The following is a 19132-nucleotide window of genomic DNA, read 5'->3' on the forward strand; positions in this document are numbered from 1 at the left end:
TGCATTTTGTGGGAGAGTATGTCGTCGCCTTTCTTTTAAAAACCCTATCCAATAAGGATAGGGTTTTTTCGTTTATAACAAATACTAAACCTTTTTTTAAATGAATTTTATAAACTGGGGATTTTTTTGTTTTTACAATATATGGCTTCTTACTTTTTGAGCTGTATTTTAAAACTTTTTTGAGATTTGATTTACGTGATTTTTAACAAATATTAACTTTTTTTATAATAGCTTTTCTTACTACAGTAAATTTTTAACAAATTTTATATTTGTGTATATTTAAATTAAATTAATTTTTATTAAATTATATTCATTTTTTTTATTAAATTTATGTAATTAATATATAAATATTAGATTTTTTTATTAAATCATTAAATGATTGTTTTAGTTAAATATTTCTTAATTATTTGATTTTCAATGATTAAAATTTTATAACTGTATTTATTTTTTGAATAATGTAAAAAACATCGATAAAGCGTAAGTGTTAAATGTTTGTTTTTCAGTGCTTTATCTTTTTTTGTTTCTAATATTTGTTGTTGATTTTTAGCTCTTTTTATTAGTCTTTACTTAGATTTTTTGATGGAGGGTATTAAAATTAAAAATGGATGTACGAATATGAAGTTATTTAAATTTTTGCTGATCATAGTATCTTGTTTTACTATATCAGCTCAGACACAGCAATTGGCTGATTTTGATTTGCAAGTTACTAAAACTAATGAAACTTGCTTGGGTAACGGTACTTTGAGTTTTGTTACTACTAATTTGACTCCGGGGTCGCAAATGATTTATAAGGTATATTTACTGCCCGACCTTGTAAATCCTGTTTCTATTTCTGTTGATACTTACTTAGCTGGTTTATCTGCCGGGACATATAGGGTAGAGGCTATACAGGTTCTGGAAGACCTTTCTAATTCTCAGCAGCAACAGATTACTATTAATGAAAATATTATTCCGTTTAATTTTACGGTTTCCTCAGCATACCAAAATTGCGCCGGCGGTGCTGATATCATTGTTAACGTTTCTTCGGGCATATCATCTGCTTATGAGATTATATCGGGTCCGGTAATTCGTCCTTTGCAAACCTCTAATGTTTTTTCGGGTTTGCCTTCCGGTACATATAATATTAGAGCCTTTAATGATTGTGGTATTGGTAAAGTTCGAACTTATACTTTAGTAGTTACTGCCTCTGAGCTTGCTATTTCGGATACTACTTATCCGGACGAGGTTGTAATAGTATGTGATTCTATCACTGTTAATAATATTATTTCTGCTACTTCAGGTGTTATTGGCTATCCTGTAACGGTTCGTCATACTTTGAATACAATGGATATTGGGGGTAATCCTACAATTATTAATCAAACTTTTGCCAGCGGTCCTTCTGATTTTTTGGAAGTATCTGCTGTAGTACCCCGTTATCCGAATAATTCTTATAGTTATGAGCTGACTGTTACGGATAATTGTAATGCTGTTTATGAAAAGCTTGAAAATGTGGTTAATCCCGATATTGATGTATCTTTAAGTACGGGTGATGCCAGTTGTGCGGAAAAATATTTGGTAGTTGATGTCTCGAAATTTTATAATTCGTTTACTATTGAGTTTTTGAGTTTTCCTGATGGTTTCAATCCTGTTGTTAATAGTTCTTATACAGATGGGCATGTTGAGTTTGGTGATTCTTTAAATTCTATTCCGTTTGGTAATTATGTAGTGAGCGTAACGGATGAGTGCGGTCGTACTATGTTTGAATCTATTATGATAGAATTACAAATTCCGGAACCTAATATTATAGCAAGGAATAATGGTTGCTTTTCTGAATTTGGAAGGATACGGATTAATGTAATTGATTCTGAACTTACTACGGCTACTGTAATAGCTGCTCCTTCTGATTATAATAACCCATTGCCACATAACGTGACCGGTAATATCAATAATCAAGGTATTTTGGCTTTGAGTAACATGCCTGTAGGCTTTTATACCATTCAGTTTACTGATGATTGCGGTTTCTTTAGGGAAGAGATAATAGAAGTTCCGCCATTTGTTGAACAAGATTTTAATAAAGCTACTTTACCCTCGTGTGACACAGGTTATGGCTCTGTACGTTTAAGAAGCGGAAACGGATATTTGTCAGAAGTAATTATAACCAGCGCTCCTATAGGTTTAGGACAATCGCTTCCGTATGATGTAAGTTTTAATATAGAAGCAGGTAAGTTTTATATGGGCAATCTTCCGCAAGGTCTTTACATATTTAAAACCACAGATGTTTGTGATATAACGCATGATATGGAGGTTTATATAGCAGGTTATAACCTTGTTTTGGAGGAAAGTTTTGAGTTTATACCTAACTGTGGTTCTTTTTCTGTAAAAGTAACCGATGAGAGCAATGGTAATGAGGGAGGGAGCTACTGGTTGCAAAAACTTGATACCGAAACAGGAAACTGGATACATCCGCAAACGGGTGTTGCTTATACTGAAGGTAATTTGCCTGACAGCGATACAGGTATAAAGCTTGTTAATAGTACTATTAAAAATAATTTGGGCTACACAGGCACATTCAGAATACTTAAAAAGTTTGAAACGTTTAGCAGCGGTACTGCTCAAAACACAATCTGTATAGGCGAGCTGGGACAGTTTAGTTATGATGACGGGCTCTCTATAGGTAGTGCCTATACTATGGCATGTGTGGGCGAGCCAAATGATGTGTATCTTGAAGCTACGGGATATCCTGTATCGTTTACAATTATTGAAAAAGATGGCATACCTGTTTTTATAGATAACGGAACGAGTAATATATTTAAAGATTTAGAGCCTGCAGTATATGTTTTTAGTGTAGAGGACGGTTGTGGCAATATAGTAACTCAGTGGTTTAATTTTCAAGAACTGCCATCTATTGCCGCTGCCAATCAGCCTGATGATATGCTGGTATGTGCAGAGCCGGGTATGATAACAAATCATGAATTTCATCTGACCGATCAGGATGAGCAGATATTGGGACCTTTATTTAGTGCTATGTACACTATCACTTATCATTTAACCCAACAGGATGCTGATAGTGGTAGTAACTCCTTACCGGAATATTATACTAACATAAGTAATGGACAAACAATATATGTAAGGCTAGTGCATAATGAAATAGATATTTGTCACAGTACAACATCATTCCGATTGTTTACGGGAGAGTATCAAGAGCCTGCAATTACCACCACAGGTACCGTATGTGATGGTATTGACTTGGCACTAACAGCAAATTCAGGATACAGCAGCTATTTATGGTCTACCGGAGAAACTACAAGAACTATTTATGTAGATGAACCGGGTATCTACTCTGTTATTGTAGAAAAGTCTTATGGAACAGAAGTGTGCGACGGCTTTACCGAAATAGAAATAGGAGTATCTGAAAAGCCTGAAATTGTCAGGGTAGAAACAACAGACTGGACTCAAGATGAAAATACCATTACTGTTTATATTGAAGGAGATGGTAATTATGAGTACTCTGTTGACGGAATGAATTTTCAGGAGAGTAATGTTTTTGAAAATTTAGAAACAGGAATTTATAATGTAATGGTAAGAGACATTTATGGATGCGGCGAAGACAGTAAAGAAGTTGTATTGATGTACTACCCTAAATTCTTTACGCCAAATGGAGATGGGGTAAACGAAAAATGGTATATAAAATATGCTTTTGTAGAACCTAATTTTAAAGTTGCCATTTATGACCGTTACGGTAAGCTTATAGCCGGTTTAAACGCTACCAGCGATGGTTGGGACGGTACGCTGCAAGGAGCAAATTTACCTTCTACAGATTATTGGTTTGTAGTAACACGCGAGGATGGCAGGGAATACAAAGGGCATTTTTCTATGGTTCGATAATGCACGACCTATATATTAATTGTGTTTAAATAAAAACCTCCCTTTCTGTAAGTAATGTAAGGGAGGTTTTTTGTTATGTATTAATTTCAAGATCCCTTATATAATCTTCATATTCATAAAAGAAACGTTCAAAGGCATCCATTTTTTCGTAAAAGAAATCAAAAACATCATCCCATGAAGCTCTGTTATATAGACTAATCCCTGTTTTTTGTACCCATATACGACTTATTGCTTTACCGTTTTCAAGATAATAATCACGCTCTAAAATTGCATCAGGCAAAAAATCGTCGAGCAATATATTCTTTAACGACTCTATTTTCTCAAAATAAATTTTACGTTTATCATCTTCCTTCGGCTCAATATCCAATAGTACCATTGCCTTTTTATTATCTACATAAAACTTAAAAGACACGTCTTTTATTTGAGTGTCATACAAAAGCCACTTTCGTGGATATGTATCGGCAAATGTTGTCCAAAATTCTTTTTTTATCTGTTGTGCTTCTGCTTTGCTAAACATAGGTTGTTTTTATTATGCAATTTTTAAAGTATCTTTATCAGTAATTTATTACTGATGCATTTTTCTGATTTTATAAAATATATACCAAAAATACAAAAAGAACAGTTGCCGGCTGTTGCAGCCCATACCAAAATGGCTCCTCCCAGCAGGGTTATTACCCAATCGGAAGAATATTATACTGCTAAAAATCCAAGAAAATCTGCCGTAATGATGCTGTTCTATCCTCAAAACAATCTTACGCATCTTGCATTAATAAAGCGTAATACTTATCCGGGCATCCATTCGGCACAAATTTCTTTTCCCGGCGGAAAGGCAGAACCTGAAGATGAGACTCTTGAAGCTACAGCGTTACGAGAAACTTGTGAGGAAATAGGTGTTACTGCTTCTGAAATTGAAATTGTTATGCCGTTTTCCGAAATTTATATACCGCCCAGTAACTTTTTAGTATATCCATTTTTAGGACTGGCAGCAAGTACTCCCAATTTTAAACCTGATGCTACAGAAGTTGCCGAAATTATAGCCTTGCCTTTAACGGTATTTCTGGACGATTCGATTGTTATGAATACTGTAATGCAAACCTCGTATGCTTCGGATATTGAAGTACCCGGTTTTAAAGTACAACAGCACTTTGTGTGGGGAGCTACCGCTATGATAATGAGCGAACTTAAAGAAACTATAAAAAACGTGCTGTAAAGGCACGATTTTTGTAAATTTGCGTACAGATTTAATACTAAAAATGGGATTATTTAAAAGAAATCCTTTCGGACATATACTTTTCCTTAAAAAATGGCTGATACGCTCTTTTGGCGTTATTACCCACAGGCGATACAGAGGGTTTAATGAATTGAATATCGAGGGATCAGAAATTATACGGTCGTTACCGGATACAAACGTATTATTTATATCCAATCATCAAACCTATTTTGCCGATGTAGTCGCTATGTTTCATGTGTTTAATGCCAGCCTTAAAGGGCGTGAAGACAACATTAAAAATATTGGCTATATATGGCAACCCAAGCTGAATATATATTATGTGGCAGCTAAGGAAACCATGAAATCCGGACTCCTGCCCAGAATACTTGCCTATGCCGGAGCTATTACTGTAGAGCGTACCTGGCGTGCCAAAGGTAAAGAGGTACAACGTGAGGTAAACCCCAATGATACCGAGAATATAAGAATAGCCCTTGAAGACGGCTGGGTGATAACTTTTCCGCAAGGGACTACCAAACCTTTTAAGCCTATCAGGAAAGGAACGGCACATATTATTAAGCAACATAAGCCTATAGTAGTGCCTATTGTTATAGACGGTTTTCGCCGTTCTTTTGATAAAAAAGGGCTTAGGATGAAAAAGAAAGGAATCCTACAATCGTTTATCATAAAAGAACCGCTTGAAATAGATTATGATAATGAAAGTATAGATGCCATTATCGAGAAAATAGAATATGCCATAGAGCAACACCCGTCTTTCCTGAAAGTGATTCCTGCCGAAGTGCTTGAAGCACAGGAAGAGCTGAACAAACAACGACAGTGGGATTATTAATGAAGGCTTATTGGTAAAGTAAAAAAGAATAAACAAAAAGTGAGGCACATGCCTCGCTTTTTTAATTACCAATTTTATTTTCTTCCTGCTGTTTATCCCTGCTTAAGATGTTGGCTTCTTCTTTTACCAATTTGTTTTTAGAGGGTATTTTATAACTTAATGAGAAACCCACTCTACGGGAATCATATTTATTATTGTAAAGTAAATCAGTATCCACAATACCAAATTCTTGTTTATTGGTATTAAGGATGTCATTTACATACAGGGAAACAGATAAATTATCGGATAAAAATTTTCTCGAAAATGTTAAGTCAAGCTGCTGATAAAGCGGTCGCTTTACCATATAGTAATAGTAATTACCTCCTGTATTCGATGTGTTATAATTGGCTATAAACTTTATTTTTTTAGGCAAAATAAGTTGCGACATCAAGTTAATATTCCAAACGCTTTTTGTGTCAACTCCGGAGATTACATGTTTTTGATTTCCGGCATAAATGTACAGGAAATTAATCTCGTCCGGATTAAAGTCAAGCTTCAAAGTTTCTGATAAGCCTTTTGTAAAAAGCATATAAGGCACAGGTATCCCAAAGTTGAAATTATGGATAGTAACTTCATCCAGATTTTCAGATATACTCGCCGCCCCATCAGGAGTGCTTATAATGCGGTTGATGATTTGGTTATTGGCATCGGTAACAGAATATCCTATGAAAAAATACTCAAATGCATTGAACTGGACTTCATAATTATTGTAGATGGTAGGTTCAAGATTCGGATTCCCAAAAAAGCCAACATTAGGATTTTGATAACTTGTATTGTTGGGGTTTAACGATCCGGTATCGGGCAATCGTATCTTCTTGTTATAATTCGCATTTATATTAACCTGCGGCATTATATTGTACTGCACTGTTCCGTTGGGAAAAAAACGGGTTTGGCGAAACGGGATTAAATCCGAAGTATCGGTTTCTCCGCTAATGTCGTAAGATTCCAATCGTCCGCCCACGATAAATTCAAATTTTTTGTAGGTTGCCTGCGCTTCGGTATAGGCAGACAGCGAACTTCGGGTATAATCTAAATTTTTTGTGTCAAAACTGATGGTTTCAAAATCAAGAAGGTCAGCCATTGCCCCCGCGCTTATTTTGGTTTTTTCTAAAAAGTTTATTTCTTGCGAATAATCAGTTGTAAACTGATAAAAATTTTGATTACTGTTATTATTTAAAATGGCATTGTCGGTAATTCTCGAATTTAAGTCGAAGTCACTGTTATTATCATTAAAATTAAAACGGAAATCTAATTTTGTAAAAGGATCTTCAAAACGTTTTTGATACGTAAGCGTAACATCGTGGTAAAAATACTTCGATTTACTCTTATCATCAGCAACAAAGCCTAAACCGCCGGCTTCAATATACGAGCTGTTGTTATTTGTATTAATATCATAATTAATCAGGAGGCGGTCTTTTTTAAAATCAAATTTTAATCCGCTTTTTACATAATAAAACCGATTAACTTTATCAGAATAATTTTCTGAAAGTACAATGTCATTATCATAAAAATTGCTTTTACTATAACTTTCGGTATAGCTTTGCCCACCCTGTATTTGCCAGCTAAACCATTTGTTGGCTGCACTAAGCATAAGGCTGTTGTTAAATCTATGCCTCGACTTGTCATAATCTGTAAAACTATACCCGTTGGAGTAGGTAGCACTTAAGTATTTCTGTGCCTTTTTAGAAGTTATTATATTAATGATAGCTCCGCCAGAGGTGGCAGGAAACTCCGCGCCGGGATGCGTAATGACTTCTACTTTTTCAATAGCGTTGGCAGGCATACCCTCTAAATAGGCATTTAGCTCATTAGAGTAAATGTTTAGCGGACGTCCGTCCATATATACCTGTAATTGTTTCCCTTGGTATAACATTCCTGCTACATCAGAAACGATAAGACCGGGCAGCTTTTTAAGTCCTTCAAGTAAAGACCCTGAGTTTAAATATGCCTGTTCAGAAAAATCGAAGATAGTCCTGTCAGCTTTACGTTCTACAGCTTTTTTCTTTTTTTCCAGTACTAATACATCCAGTTCGGTTTCCATTTCTTGAATAGTATCTTTAGTCGTTTCATTCTGAGCAAATAGAGTAAGCGAACTGATTAATAAAAGAACGGAAAAATAGAATTTCATTATAATATTTTTAGGGCTAAATAGTATTAATAATATGTTATTTAGATTTATTTCTGCATTTTTGTGGACAGCTATAAATATAAGAATTATTTTACAGCTTCTACTTTATAGCCTTGTTTTCGCAACAGGTTTATAACCCCATTTTCGCCCGGTAGGTGTGCCGCACCTACACCAAAAAAGGTGGGCGTTGTTTTGGCAGCCTCCTCTATTTTGGCAATCCAGTTTTTATTCCGGTTGTCAAGCATTACATCGCTATGGTCGTCATACATTTTGTTTTCCTCTTCTTTCATAAATTCCATTATAGCGTTCAGGTCTTTACTGTTGTATAGGGCTATCATCCTTTTATACTTTTCTCTATCCGCTTCCATATTGTCTTTAGCTGTTTTTACCAGCTCTTCCATTTGTTCTTCATAAGGTATAGCATCAAACACATCCATTTGTGCAGCTACTGTTTCCAGCCCATATACCTCTTCACCCTGCTCCGCAGTAACTTTCATTAATTCAGCTTCTACAGATTGCATGGGGCAGTCAATCATTTTTGGTAACAGCATCATACTAACCATTGAGGGCTTAATATTATCAAGCATTTTTGCTGAAACTCCTATGTTTGTCATTAAAAGTTTGTTTACAGCCTCAAAATCTTCTTCGTTTACCAATTGGCTCATTTTTTTACCGTCTTTCATCATCATGCCACCCATCATTTCTGCTTGTAATGCAGGGTCGTTCATATCAAGCTCAAGATATAGTTGTTGTGTGGCATCAAGTGCTGCAAGTACATTTTTATCTAATGTAGCATCGCAGGTTATGTGTATTGTGCCATACAGGTACGAGGGTTTGCTAAGCCCGTTACCGGATAGCTTCCATAGTAGGCTGTTTTCTGTTTTTTGCGAAAAGCCCAACGTTGTTATAAACAACACTAAGGCTGTAAGTGCTTTTTTGATCATGATGGTATATATTAAAAATCAAGTTTTTTCAATTCGTCATAGTTTCTTTTCAGGCGTTTAAGTAACAGACCGTAAATGAGTCTGTAAAAAAACCAATATACCAGTAATATAATGGCAGTGGCTATTAATGCCAGACCTATATACAAAAGGTAAAACCATCCTACATTACCTTTTTCTTCAAATTCATGAACCATTTTTATAAGTTCTGGGTCATACATAAAGAAGAGTATGAAAACAACCATCATTCCAATAAAATTATAGGTAATGATTGCAAATATATAATGGGTTACCGCCTTTTTTGTACGGAGTATATTCTGCATTAATTTTCGTGCATTATCCGTTACTTTTATCTTTTTATAATTCCTGTAAAATATAGTTACAAAGAATAATATAATTACATAGTTGGCAATTTCTAAAGGTAAGGTTATATAGCTTACATGAAGATTACTTACTTTTTGCATTTGAGAACTATCCCGTAATACGAACGAAAGCACAAGCCAGAATACAAATTCGAGCATACTGATAACCAGTATCCATTTTACAATAGAAGAGGAGCGTTTATGCAGCATAGCATAAATTTCCTGTTCGGAGAACTTGGGGTAATTACCTCCGTTTTTCTTCCAGTCGTTTTTTAGTTTATCTAATGGTTCCATAGTTCCTTTTACGGATTTAATATTTTTTTCAGTTTCCCTTTTATTCTGTTCATTTTTACTCTAGCGTTTACCTCGCTTATACCCAGAGTTTCGGCTATTTCGCCATAGTCTTTATCCTCCAGATACATAAATACCAGTGCCTTGTCTATGTCGTTAAGCTGATGCACGGCTTGGTACAATAACTTTAAATGTTCCTCCTCTTCATAATCATACTCCTCCTGGTTTATTTTGTGCAGTGTGTTGTCAAACTCTATTGTGTTTACCGTTCGGCTTTTCTTTCGGTATAGTGTAATGGCGGTATTAAGCCCCACACGGTAGGCCCAAGTGGTAAATTTAGATTCGCCTCTGAATTTTGGATAGGCTTTCCAGAGTTGTATGGTAATTTCCTGAAAAAGATCTTTGTGAGCATCTTCACTGTTAGTGTAGAGCCTGCATATCTTGTGTATCAGGTTTTGATTTTCCTGAAGTAGCTGCACAAAAGATTTCTCCATTACTGAATCCATACCGCATAAGTGTGCTAAAGTTGTAAAATGTTACAACCGTTTTTTATAAATTTTTATCGTGGTAATAATTTACCAATAGTCCCACAAACTTACTGTAGGTTTCCATACCATCTTTCTGGTGGTTTAGCTTGAGGTAATTATCATAAAAATATTTAAAGAAGGTTTCGATAAAAGATTGATATTTTTCGCTAAACTGTTCAGTTTCTTCAAAATTAAGTATTACGCCTTTATTGATAAGCGGTAACAGGCTTTCCATCTGTTTTTCATCTATTTTTTTAATGCTGCGCAGACAGTACTTTAAGGCAAACGAATAACCGGAATACTGAAAGTAAACATCCTTATTGTATATCGATGCCATAAAACCCATAAAATTTGCTTCGCTCTCCGAGGCATAACCCAACTGATGCGACATTTCGTGGCAGGATGTAGTAGGCAGGTTATATAAGGGCAGGTTACAGTTTACCTGTGCTTCATTAGTAAAAGGGTTGAGGTAACCGCCAAAACCCATATAAGACAGTGGTGTACTTAGCAACGATGATTTAAGGCTCTCCCTTTTAAAATCGAAATAGGGAAATTGTTTGGACAGTTCATCATACCCGTTAGCAGAAAGCGCATAAATTTCATCAGCAGTATAGGGATTAACAACTTTCAGGCTGTCGCTATGGGTTATTTGCAGTTGAAGTGCATTGGTCTTATCAATTAGTTTTTTGGTAAAAACCACTAATTCTTCAGGAGTATATTTTTTATCAATACCCATTTTCTCATTCAGGGGTACTCTGTGGTAATTCACAGCCCATAAAAAATAGAATAAAAAGTAAAATACTGATAAGGCACTGCCTATGGTAAGCAGGTTAGCTTTCCATTCCCTGCGCCATGTTTTTCGTTTTCGCCAAAGCCATCGGATTATTAAAATAATAACAATGCCATAAATAATATCGCCTATAGAAAAACTGAAAACACCAAAAACCGTTCTGGATGTTGCTGCAATGTAGGGGTAAAGCCCGTTACTGTAATATTCTTCTACAAAATCAGGAAATAGCGAGAGTATGTTTACAATTATAACCTGTAGCACGAGAAACAAGGTTAATATTTTCTTTTTCTTCATCAGAGTTGTCAAATCAATAGTGATTGTAAATATAAGTAGTATTTTTGTATCGTAATAAACCGATTGTTATTACAAAGGGTTTAAAACTACAAACAATAAAACACTATACATGAACGAAGCGATTAGAAACCTTGAGCCAAAAGCACTTTGGAATAAATTTGCCGACCTTAATGCAGTACCGCGTCCCTCTAAAAAAGAAGAGCGTGTAATAGCCTTTATGAAAGATTTTGGCGAAAAGCTAAACCTGCCTGTAGTAATAGATGAAGTAGGTAATGTTATTATTAAAAAACCTGCTACCCCGGGAATGGAAGACAGGAAAACCATAGTAATGCAAAGCCACCTTGACATGGTGCACCAGAAAAATGCTGATACTAATTTTGATTTTGATACTCAGGGTATCGAAATGTATGTAGATGGCGACTGGGTGCGTGCAAAAGGCACTACGCTTGGTGCAGATAACGGATTGGGCGTTGCTACCATAATGGCAATATTAGAGAGTAGTAATATTCCGCATCCCGCTATCGAGGCATTATTTACCATAGATGAAGAAACGGGAATGACAGGTGCAATGGGGCTTAAAGGCGGATTGCTTGATGGTGAAATACTTTTAAACCTTGATACAGAGGAAGATGATGAAATTGATATAGGCTGTGCCGGTGGGGTAGATGTAACCGCAGCACGTGAGTATAATGAAGAAGAAGTACCCGAAAACTCGGTAGGATATACCATTACCGTAAAAGGGCTTAACGGAGGACACTCCGGGATGGATATTGATAAAGGGCTGGGTAATGCTAATAAGATAATGAACCGTTTATTATTTGACGGTTTTGAGAACTTTGGGTTACAGATAGCAGAGATTAACGGCGGTAGCCTTCGTAATGCTATCCCTCGTGAGAGTTTTGCAAAAGTTATCATTTCAGAGATATTTGATGAAGCTTTTGTTTTTGATATGTTGCAGATAGTGAACGATATTAAAACCGAGTTTAAAACGACCGAACCTAATCTTGAAATACTGATAGAAAAGGCTGAACTTCCTGCCAAAGTTATGGAGCTTGGTGTTCAGGAAGGACTTGTGCGTGCGCTATATACCGCTCATAACGGTGTGTACCGCATGAGTGCCGATATGGAAGACTTGGTAGAAACATCCAATAACATTGCCCGTGTTATTGTTAAAGAAGGTAAAATACACATAGGTTGTCTTACCCGTTCCTCTTTTGAAAGCTCTAAATTTGACCTTGCCAATGCTTTGCGTTCCGCATTTGAGCTTATTGGTTGCGAGGTTACATTTTCAGGAACTTACCCGGGGTGGACACCCAACGTAGATTCTCCGATACTGGAAGTGCTTAAAACTATTTATATAAAACAAAATGGTACAGCCCCTGCTGTTGTGGCTTGCCATGCAGGGCTTGAGTGCGGTATATTGGGCACGCATTACCCTGACATGGATATGATTTCTTTCGGACCTACTATAAAAGGAGCGCACAGCCCTGACGAAAGAGCCAGTATATCATCAGCACAAAAATACTGGAAATTTGTACTGGAAATACTGGAGAATATTCCTAAAAAATAGTTTATACAGTTACTATTTGTCATGCTGACGAAGAAAGCATCTCAAATTATATAAAAAAACTCCATCAACATGATGGAGTTTTTTCAATTATAGGAAAAGTATCGTTGCCAACTAATATCATATTTGTTAAAATTATTCCTGTCTTTTCATCGGGAAATCTACCGTTCTGTTTTGCCCGCCCATTTCTCCTGAAACCTCTGCAAATATGGAGTCGTTATTTATCTTATTATAAACAATTTTGGTAGGGAAGTCGTGGTTGGGGTTTTCAAAAATATATGTATCATCAGCAGAACTTGTTAAGGTAAAAGATACAGACTCTCCGGCATTTTGGTCGTCAACATTCACAATATAATATAAAGAATCGCGTCTTTGATTTATAATTATCGATTCAGAAAAAACAGTGTCTCTATCCTGAATTATATGAGAATATCCTGTAAAGGTAGAATCATTTTCTTTTTTCCAAACTTCTGTATATTTTTTCTCAGGCATACTGTTATTCCACGTTCCAATAAGCCAATTCATTTTTTCAAGTTCTTTATAATCATTATTTTCCTTACAGGAAATTAGGCTGCACCCTATGGCTGCTACTATGATAAGTTTAGTTTTCATACTACTTTGGTTGTATAAATTTATACTGCCAAAGTAGTTAAAATAATAAAGCCCACCATTACTATTTACACAGATATTTAAAAAGATGCTGCTGCCATATCATTATTAATTACAGCTCCTGCCATTGTGCCCGATGCCACTGCTGCCGCTACTGCCCGCATAGGAGTAGTACAATCGCCGACGGCATAAATACCTTCTGCAATAGTACGTTGCATTTCATCTACCTTAACATAACCATTATCGTTAAGTAAATTCATTTTTTCGGTAATATCGCAATGTTGTTTAAATTCAGGCTTGGCATACATCACAGAGAAATCATATCTTTCTCCGTTTTCAAGTACAATACATTCCAGTTGCCCTTGTTTGTGTTCCAGTTTTGCAATAGGATTTTCTACAACACTGATATTGTGTTTTTCAAATTTGGTCATTTGCTCTTCGGTAAAGTTGGCTTTACCATTAGTAAAAATAGTAAGCTCTTTCGTCCATTGTTGTAATAACATACTGTAATGGTATGCAGCATCGCCATTGGCAAATATTGCTGTTTTTTGTCCTTTTACCTCATAGCCATGGCAGTAGGGGCAGTGTATTACTGAGATTCCCCAGCAATCGGCAAAGCCATCTATATCGGGCATAATATCTTTAATACCGGCAGCTAAAAGTAGTTTTTCGCATATAAATAGTTCTTCGCTTTCCGTTTTTATTTCAAAACCCACATCCGTTTTCTTGGCATCTGTAGCTTTATCAGTAATAAAAGTAACAGAAGGATAATTCAGTACCTGCTCTTTTGCAATACTTGCCAGTGCTGCCGGAGTTTCACCGTCGCGGGTTAAAAAATTGTGAGAATGCGGCGTTTGCCTGTTGCACGGTTTACCGCTGTCTATAACTAATACCTTTCGTGATGCCCTGCCCAATGCCATTGCTGCTGATAACCCGGCATAGCTGCCACCAATTATTATTACTTCATACTGATTTTTCATAATCTTATAGTTTAATTTGTAATAGATTAGACACTGAATAGTTTGGCAAATATAAATAAAATTAGTATTATTGCAATATAATTGCATTAGTAAAATGAAAAGAAGATCGACGCCCGCAAAAAAAGCTGTAATTGAATTATTAAAATCATCAGGAACAGCACTGAGTCAGGAAATGATAGAAGCACAAATCACTGAAAAAATGGACAGGGTTACTATATACCGTGTACTCAATAGTTTTTGTGAAGACGGTATCACGCACCGTATATTATCTGATGAGGGTAAATATTACTTTGCACTTTGCTCAGGTTGTGAAGAAGATAAACACAACCACGAGCATTTCCATTTTCGATGCCTTGAGTGCCAAAAGGTAGAATGCCTGCCACAACCCGTTATCGTAAATTTGCCGGAAGGATATATACAAGGTAATACCACAGGATGGGTTACGGGATATTGCAATAATTGCAACTAAAAAAGGAACAGTATTTTGGTATCGATTTTTTACGTAATTTTGCACGGCTAAAAAATAGTAGGAAAACAATATGTTAGACAGGTTACAATATATAAAGCAGCGTTTTGATGAGGTGTCCGACCTTATAATCCAGCCGGATATTATATCCGACCAAAAGCGTTATGTGCAGTTGAATAAAGAGTATAAAGACCTAAAAGCATTGGTAGAAAAGCGTGACGAGTATGTAACGCTTACTGACAATATAAAAGAGGCAAACGAAATTATAGCCGATGGCAGCGATGCCGAGATGACCGAGATGGCAAAAATGCAGTTGGAAGAAGCCAAAGAAAGACTGCCGAAACTTGAAGAAGAAATCAAGTTTATGTTAGTGCCTAAAGACCCTGAAGATGCTAAAAATGTGATGGTAGAGATACGCGCCGGAGCCGGTGGCGACGAAGCCAGTATATTTGCAGGCGACCTATTCAGGATGTACACAAAGTACTGCGAGGGCAGAGGCTGGAGAACCAGTGTGGTAGATATGAACGAGGGTACATCGGGTGGTTTTAAAGAGGTTATTTTTGAAGTTACAGGAGAGGATGTATATGGCACGCTAAAGTTTGAAGCAGGTGTGCACCGTGTGCAGCGTGTACCGCAAACCGAAACACAGGGACGTGTACACACGTCGGCAGCTACAGTTATGGTGCTGCCCGAAGCCGAAGAGTTTGATGTACAGGTAGATATGAATGATGTTCGTGTCGATTTTTTCTGTTCGTCAGGACCGGGCGGGCAATCGGTAAATACAACCAAATCGGCTGTACGATTAACGCACATCCCCACAGGGTTGGTAGCACAATGCCAAGACCAGAAATCGCAGCATAAAAATAAAGATAAAGCATTACAGGTACTACGTTCTCGTTTGTACGAAATGGAACTTGCCAAAAAGCAGGAGGAAGATGCTGCTAAGCGAAGCTCGCAAGTAAGCAGTGGCGACCGTTCGGCTAAAATCCGTACATACAACTACCCGCAGGGGCGCGTTACAGAACACAGAATAGGATTAACATTATATGACCTTGACGGAGTAATGAATGGTAATATCCAAAAAATTGTTGAGGAATTGCAACTCGTAAACAATACCGAAAAACTTAAAGAAAGCGAAGTTTTCTAAGAAATACAAATCCCGCCAATTGGCGGGATTTTTTATTTAAAGGAATATTATAAAGGGATCAATCCTCACTTTATCAGCCAGTTTCCATGTTCCATTTTCTTTTTTCATAATGATAACAGCTTCATCTATTTCTTTTGAAAGTATAATATCTGAATATACATGTAGCATAAATATTGCATATTTTTTATTGTAGTAGAAAACATCAGAAAATGAATAAAGTTTTCCTTTCTTCTTACGAAGATTTGGATTATCTAATAATTCTTCTATGCTTTCAAGGGTAATTATATTGTATGCAAATGTAAAGTCGTTCTCATTCCACTTTTTCAAAGGTTCATCAGTATCACTTTTACTATACTTTTCCGAAAATGTTTCCCAAGCATCTTTATCATAATAATCAGATTCAATAAATTTAAGGTCATCTTTTCTATATACAGAATCAGATAAACGTCCGTGCCATAACGTTCTTATAACATGTGAAGCATTATTACTACTACCTTCAAAAACTAATATAGGTGCATTATTTTCAGTATATGAGTTAATATAACTCACTATAGGTTGATTTTCAGGAATGACAGGTTTTTCTTTAACCGGATAATGACACGAAACAGTTGTTATAAGAAATAATAGTAGTAAATTAATATATGTTTTCATGATTTTAAAAATTTTAGTTATCATTCTCCTTATTACATAGAGGTTATTTTTACCATGAAAGTTGGAATTAAAATAAAATCCCGCCAACTGGCAGGATTTTTATTTTTTAAACTAATTAATCTTTACCATTTCAATTTCTCCTGTTGGTACAGTAAACAAGGGTTGTCCATCATCATAATAGGTGTCAGGGTTACGTTTGTAATTCCCAGTTAGGCTAATGTTAAAAATAATTTTTTCAGGATTAGTGGTATTCAGTTTAGTAACTGTGACTATGCCTGCCACATTTCTTGTATAATCTAAAAATCGTCCATACAAGTAATTATCACCTCCGCTTTGTATTGCTGGAAAATAGGTGGAGTTTTCGGTATAGGTAGTATTCAGATTATTATAAATAGTTACACCATTCTTTACCAATTTATATTTAAAAGTAACCACATCAGTATAATTATAAAAGTCAACACCGGGTACTCCACTCCCCGTAATCTGATTCATATCCATATCCTTTTTCTCAATTTTAACCTGAAATAATGTGCCGTTTTGGTTGTATTCCCATGTGCCTACATACTGGTCGCGTTCGTTTGCTGTATCCATGGCATAGTTGCCATTAGCCCCATAATTCATATCATTATCTGCATTTGAAAGCTGAGTGGTGCTTAGTACCGGGAGTTGCTGTGCAGATACAAAATTAAATAGTAATAATGTGAATAATGTTATATATGTTTTCATAAGTTTTAATTTTTTAGCAGTTAGTTGAATTTATTCCTGTTCCGAATTGATTGAGTTCTAATTTTTTCCAGTCACCATTGGCATCCTGTTGATATAGGTTCATCATATTAGGAAATCGATGATTCATAAGTTCTAACAACCCTTTCACTTGTTCATTTACAGGTTTACCTTTCTTAACATACCTATCAAATTCTCGTACATTCAAATTATGCGTGTAGTTATCTGTTAGTTGAGGCAACATATTTACTAATGCTGCTTTGTTAGTTATTTTTAAAGCAAATGTACCACTTGCTGTTGTTACATATAGAGCGAGTTCGGAAGTTGGGCGTGTAGATGTTTGCGCTATTTGTGCAAGTGCAATAATATCTTGTAAAGAAAACACCTTATAAGTAACCCCATTATCTAAATGGCAATGTATAAAACCTATGGAATTAATAGGCGTTTGCGTTGACGATTGTTGTATTTGTAAAGATACTTCACCACCATTAGCAACATTGGCACTTCCTGTAAACTCTGATGAAAAGTTTAAACCTTGTCCCGGTGTTTGATACATAGTATAAGCCGATTCAAAATTTTGCGTTCCTGCTTTGGTTTTTAGCCCGTTCATTAAAGCCGTAAAGTTAGGGTCTTGCGATTTTGCTTTAAGGTCGTTACATAATTGCGCATCGTTTATAATTTGTACGGGATTAAAAATCCCAATTTCTTCACCTTCGCCACACGGGTTGGTTGTATCATCATCAGGAGGTACACTAAAGTAGCGGGGTGAACGACTAACTTCTATCCATTCTTCATCATCGTCGCCTCCGCCATCATTCCCTCCCCCATTATTTTCGGCATTTTCAGCACTGTAAGATAGGCTCATTTCAAGTTGAGCGTATAGGTGCATTAAAAAGAATTCATTATGGGGGTTGCCATTTCCGTTAGAGCCGCCTCCACCACCACCTCCGGAACTTCCACCGCTTCCGCTCCCGCCGGAACTGTCGCCAGCTCCCCCTGATATAGGGATTCCTGAACCACCGCCCGGCGAATCGTTACACGGAAAGCCGGAGTCCGCATTTAAGATATTTACATATAAATATCCGTCAAAATCTACAAAATCTACGTCACCGTTGTTATATCTGCTCGCAAAATCGGTTGTCATCTCATATTCAAGCAACATTGTTTTTCTAAGACCTCCCCATTCGGTAATAACCACGTTAAAAAAGGTAGTTTCAGAGTCACGAGAATGTCTTACCCGGTAGGTGTAGTTTGTTTTTCCATTACTCCTGTGTTTTTACCATAAGTACTTCGGTTTCATCAAGTACAAAAGTGTCGTCAGCTTTAAGCATCATACCATTGCTACTCAGTTTTGACTTAGCAATTTGGTCATAATACATAGCGATTGCGCTTGCAGCATCTTTACCCTTAAGTATCTTAGATGCACCTGTTTCGTCCTGATTAATGGCGTTATCACTGGTAATGCTGTCATCTTTTTCACAGCTTGTAAATAACGTAAATAGCATAGCCGTAATAACAACAGCTACTTTTTGAAGGTTTTGTTTCATGTATTAGTAATTTAAATTAGATATCGAAAAATACGATTAATTATTAAAAATAGAATTGAAAATTATCTTTTAACGTTTTTTTAATATGATGTTCGTGTCGCTTAAATTTTATTTTTCATAGATATTATTTCCTTTTATATCTATAGAGT

18 protein-coding genes are annotated in these 19132 nt (G+C 36.1%); 6 read left to right on the forward strand and 12 right to left on the reverse strand.

The features are described from left to right. The first annotated feature begins 615 nt into the window (after window positions 1-615). On the forward strand, window positions 616-3864 hold the full coding sequence (locus tag E0W68_RS11380; RefSeq protein WP_162845832.1) for a T9SS type B sorting domain-containing protein: 3249 nt from the start codon (window positions 616-618) through the stop codon (window positions 3862-3864). A 73-nt stretch (window positions 3865-3937) separates the two neighbouring features. On the opposite strand, the gene E0W68_RS11385 is transcribed toward E0W68_RS11380, so the two are convergent. Then, a complete protein-coding gene (locus tag E0W68_RS11385) occupies window positions 3938-4381 on the reverse strand; it encodes a DUF4268 domain-containing protein (protein ID WP_135219560.1) in 444 nt (147 codons plus the stop codon). Between the two features lie 54 nt (window positions 4382-4435). Here E0W68_RS11385 and E0W68_RS11390 point away from each other — a divergent pair, with 54 nt between their 5' ends. Further along, on the forward strand, window positions 4436-5074 hold the full coding sequence (locus tag E0W68_RS11390; protein ID WP_135219561.1) for an NUDIX hydrolase: 639 nt from the start codon (window positions 4436-4438) through the stop codon (window positions 5072-5074). A 43-nt stretch (window positions 5075-5117) separates the two neighbouring features. Beyond that, window positions 5118-5921 (forward strand): lysophospholipid acyltransferase family protein, encoded by an 804-nt coding sequence (locus E0W68_RS11395; protein WP_135219562.1) that lies wholly within the window; start codon window positions 5118-5120, stop codon window positions 5919-5921. A gap of 61 nt (window positions 5922-5982) precedes the next feature. Here E0W68_RS11395 and E0W68_RS11400 read toward each other — a convergent pair whose 3' ends face one another. From E0W68_RS11400 to E0W68_RS11420, 5 genes are all read right to left on the reverse strand, one after another. Next, the gene (locus tag E0W68_RS11400) at window positions 5983-8088 is read right to left on the reverse strand and encodes an outer membrane beta-barrel family protein (protein ID WP_135219563.1); all 2106 of its coding nucleotides are present in this window, start codon (window positions 8086-8088) and stop codon (window positions 5983-5985) included. 86 nt (window positions 8089-8174) lie between these two features. Continuing rightward, window positions 8175-9032: a TraB/GumN family protein gene (locus E0W68_RS11405; RefSeq protein WP_135219564.1), complete on the reverse strand. Its 858-nt coding sequence runs from the start codon at window positions 9030-9032 to the stop codon at window positions 8175-8177. 11 nt (window positions 9033-9043) lie between these two features. Next, on the reverse strand, window positions 9044-9685 hold the full coding sequence (locus E0W68_RS11410; protein WP_135219565.1) for a hypothetical protein: 642 nt from the start codon (window positions 9683-9685) through the stop codon (window positions 9044-9046). Window positions 9686-9693: 8 nt separating this feature from the next. After that, window positions 9694-10188, reverse strand: a complete 495-nt coding sequence (locus tag E0W68_RS11415; protein WP_135219566.1) for an RNA polymerase sigma factor — start codon at window positions 10186-10188, stop codon at window positions 9694-9696. A 43-nt stretch (window positions 10189-10231) separates the two neighbouring features. Beyond that, entirely contained in the window at window positions 10232-11293 is a 1062-nt protein-coding gene (locus E0W68_RS11420; RefSeq protein WP_135219567.1) for a DUF3810 domain-containing protein, read from the reverse strand. A 109-nt stretch (window positions 11294-11402) separates the two neighbouring features. On the opposite strand from E0W68_RS11420, the gene E0W68_RS11425 reads away from it, so the two are divergent. Beyond that, window positions 11403-12863 (forward strand): aminoacyl-histidine dipeptidase, encoded by a 1461-nt coding sequence (locus E0W68_RS11425; RefSeq protein WP_135219568.1) that lies wholly within the window; start codon window positions 11403-11405, stop codon window positions 12861-12863. Window positions 12864-12995: 132 nt separating this feature from the next. Here E0W68_RS11425 and E0W68_RS11430 read toward each other — a convergent pair whose 3' ends face one another. Continuing rightward, window positions 12996-13472: a DUF6265 family protein gene (locus E0W68_RS11430; protein WP_135219569.1), complete on the reverse strand. Its 477-nt coding sequence runs from the start codon at window positions 13470-13472 to the stop codon at window positions 12996-12998. A gap of 77 nt (window positions 13473-13549) precedes the next feature. After that, entirely contained in the window at window positions 13550-14449 is a 900-nt protein-coding gene (locus E0W68_RS11435) for an NAD(P)/FAD-dependent oxidoreductase (protein ID WP_135219570.1), read from the reverse strand. Window positions 14450-14543: 94 nt separating this feature from the next. On the opposite strand from E0W68_RS11435, the gene E0W68_RS11440 reads away from it, so the two are divergent. Then, window positions 14544-14918 carry a Fur family transcriptional regulator gene (locus E0W68_RS11440; RefSeq protein WP_135219571.1) on the forward strand — a complete coding sequence of 125 codons (375 nt, stop codon included), beginning with the start codon at window positions 14544-14546 and terminating at the stop codon, window positions 14916-14918. Window positions 14919-14988: 70 nt separating this feature from the next. After that, on the forward strand, window positions 14989-16062 hold the full coding sequence (prfA, locus tag E0W68_RS11445) for a peptide chain release factor 1 (RefSeq protein WP_135219572.1): 1074 nt from the start codon (window positions 14989-14991) through the stop codon (window positions 16060-16062). Between the two features lie 36 nt (window positions 16063-16098). Here the strand turns inward: prfA and E0W68_RS11450 are convergent, their stop codons facing one another. The 4 genes from E0W68_RS11450 to E0W68_RS11470 all read right to left on the reverse strand — a co-directional run bounded on the left by E0W68_RS11450 (window position 16099) and on the right by E0W68_RS11470 (window position 18983). Further along, window positions 16099-16713, reverse strand: coding sequence for a hypothetical protein (locus E0W68_RS11450; RefSeq protein ID WP_135219573.1), 615 nt, complete (start codon window positions 16711-16713; stop codon window positions 16099-16101). Window positions 16714-16824: 111 nt separating this feature from the next. Next, window positions 16825-17439, reverse strand: a complete 615-nt coding sequence (locus E0W68_RS11455; RefSeq protein WP_135219574.1) for a DUF6705 family protein — start codon at window positions 17437-17439, stop codon at window positions 16825-16827. A 13-nt stretch (window positions 17440-17452) separates the two neighbouring features. After that, window positions 17453-18634: a hypothetical protein gene (locus tag E0W68_RS11460; RefSeq protein WP_162845833.1), complete on the reverse strand. Its 1182-nt coding sequence runs from the start codon at window positions 18632-18634 to the stop codon at window positions 17453-17455. Window positions 18635-18698: 64 nt separating this feature from the next. Next, entirely contained in the window at window positions 18699-18983 is a 285-nt protein-coding gene (locus tag E0W68_RS11470) for a hypothetical protein (RefSeq protein WP_135219577.1), read from the reverse strand. Window positions 18984-19132 lie beyond the last annotated feature (149 nt).

This window comes from Flavobacterium salilacus subsp. salilacus, from assembly GCF_004634195.1.
GTDB classification, from domain to species: Bacteria; Bacteroidota; Bacteroidia; order Flavobacteriales; family Flavobacteriaceae; genus Flavobacterium; species Flavobacterium salilacus.

Excerpts from the sequence above, each read along its gene's own strand:
- E0W68_RS11385 (WP_135219560.1), bottom strand. The coding sequence starts at position 4,381 with ATGTTTAGCAAAGCAGAAGCACAACAGATAAAAAAAGAATTTTGGACA.
- E0W68_RS11430 (WP_135219569.1), bottom strand. The coding sequence starts at position 13,472 with ATGAAAACTAAACTTATCATAGTAGCAGCCATAGGGTGCAGCCTAATT.
- E0W68_RS11405 (WP_135219564.1), bottom strand. The coding sequence starts at position 9,032 with ATGATCAAAAAAGCACTTACAGCCTTAGTGTTGTTTATAACAACGTTG.
- E0W68_RS11435 (WP_135219570.1), bottom strand. The coding sequence starts at position 14,449 with ATGAAAAATCAGTATGAAGTAATAATAATTGGTGGCAGCTATGCCGGG.
- E0W68_RS11395 (WP_135219562.1), top strand. The coding sequence starts at position 5,118 with ATGGGATTATTTAAAAGAAATCCTTTCGGACATATACTTTTCCTTAAA.
- E0W68_RS11455 (WP_135219574.1), bottom strand. The coding sequence starts at position 17,439 with ATGAAAACATATATAACATTATTCACATTATTACTATTTAATTTTGTA.
- E0W68_RS11415 (WP_135219566.1), bottom strand. The coding sequence starts at position 10,188 with ATGGATTCAGTAATGGAGAAATCTTTTGTGCAGCTACTTCAGGAAAAT.
- E0W68_RS11440 (WP_135219571.1), top strand. The coding sequence starts at position 14,544 with ATGAAAAGAAGATCGACGCCCGCAAAAAAAGCTGTAATTGAATTATTA.
- E0W68_RS11410 (WP_135219565.1), bottom strand. The coding sequence starts at position 9,685 with ATGGAACCATTAGATAAACTAAAAAACGACTGGAAGAAAAACGGAGGT.
- E0W68_RS11470 (WP_135219577.1), bottom strand. The coding sequence starts at position 18,983 with ATGAAACAAAACCTTCAAAAAGTAGCTGTTGTTATTACGGCTATGCTA.
- E0W68_RS11390 (WP_135219561.1), top strand. The coding sequence starts at position 4,436 with ATGCATTTTTCTGATTTTATAAAATATATACCAAAAATACAAAAAGAA.
- E0W68_RS11400 (WP_135219563.1), bottom strand. The coding sequence starts at position 8,088 with ATGAAATTCTATTTTTCCGTTCTTTTATTAATCAGTTCGCTTACTCTA.
- E0W68_RS11450 (WP_135219573.1), bottom strand. The coding sequence starts at position 16,713 with ATGAAAACATATATTAATTTACTACTATTATTTCTTATAACAACTGTT.
- prfA (WP_135219572.1), top strand. The coding sequence starts at position 14,989 with ATGTTAGACAGGTTACAATATATAAAGCAGCGTTTTGATGAGGTGTCC.
- E0W68_RS11425 (WP_135219568.1), top strand. The coding sequence starts at position 11,403 with ATGAACGAAGCGATTAGAAACCTTGAGCCAAAAGCACTTTGGAATAAA.
- E0W68_RS11380 (WP_162845832.1), top strand. The coding sequence starts at position 616 with ATGAAGTTATTTAAATTTTTGCTGATCATAGTATCTTGTTTTACTATA.
- E0W68_RS11420 (WP_135219567.1), bottom strand. The coding sequence starts at position 11,293 with ATGAAGAAAAAGAAAATATTAACCTTGTTTCTCGTGCTACAGGTTATA.